The sequence below is a fragment of the Nonomuraea cypriaca genome (assembly GCF_015645445.1).
Taxonomy (GTDB): domain Bacteria; phylum Actinomycetota; class Actinomycetes; order Streptosporangiales; family Streptosporangiaceae; genus Nonomuraea; species Nonomuraea cypriaca.
Map to the genome: position 1 here is coordinate 1 of NZ_JADOGI010000549.1, position 920 is coordinate 920.

At 71.7% G+C, this 920-nt stretch carries 2 protein-coding genes; both read right to left on the reverse strand.

Translation table 11 applies throughout. The features are described from left to right. The coding region (locus tag ITP53_RS55540) for a hypothetical protein (protein ID WP_207757784.1) at positions 1-307 on the reverse strand (307 nt) is incomplete at its 3' end. A 68-nt stretch (positions 308-375) separates the two neighbouring features. Further along, positions 376-920, reverse strand: a 545-nt coding sequence (locus ITP53_RS55545; RefSeq protein ID WP_207757785.1) for a hypothetical protein, incomplete at its 5' end; no start/stop codon positions are given.

Genomic DNA, 920 nt, shown 5'->3' on the forward strand with positions numbered 1-920 from the left:
GGGTGGGGTCGGTGGCGTACGGGCGGATCCAGGAGACGAACCGGGCCACGGCCTGCGCGGGGCGCAGGCTGCCGCCGTCGGCGTGCTCGAGGTGCCGGGCCACCAGCCGCCACCACGTGTACAAGGTCTGCGCGCGCAGGGTGTCGTACACCTGTACGGCGCCCAGCCGCTCGCCCCGGCCCATACGCCGGAACAGGTCATCGACGTGCTCCTGACGGTCGCGTTCGGCCTGCTCAAGGATCGCCGTCAGGCCAGCCGCACCCTCCTCCTGGGGTGCACCGGTGGCGAGATGCTGAGGGTTGTTCATGACGGGGGTGTCCCTTCGTTCGGGGGTGTCGCCAGCGCCGGGGTGCGCTGGCATGATCGGCTGGCCGGTCATGGCCCCGCCACGGTCGAGGCAGGCGGGATGAAGCTGTCCGGCCGGTGGTGGTCGTGGTCGGGGGGTGTGGCCGCGAGCGGGTGGGCTGTCTGGTCGATGAGGTGCTGGGTGAGCAGGTGGCCGCTGTCGTTCAGGAAGTCACGGGCGGCCATCCGCGCGGCGTGCGCGAGGGCGTGGTCGAACAGCGTTCCCGGCCGGGTGAGCGGGGGTTCCCCGGTCAGGTAGTGGCGGGCCCACGAGCGCACCCGCCGCAGCGCGTGATCGGAGCTCAGCCTCTTGCCGGTGATCTCCTCGGCCACCCGATCCCACCAGGCGCGGGACGCCTGAGCGTGAGCGGTGACGAACAGGTGCTCGCCGGTGAGCCGTTGCCCGTTCTGCAAGGCGAAGATCGCCTTCGCCGCCGCCGTGTAGAACGCGTGGCGAACGGCAGTCATCTTCTCGGCGGTCAACTCATCGCACGAGAGCCGCGTCGCCTCCTGGGGTGTAGTGCCGTCCCAGGCGGGGGTGATGCTGTCCAGTTGGCCGCGCGGGGGCAGGGGGC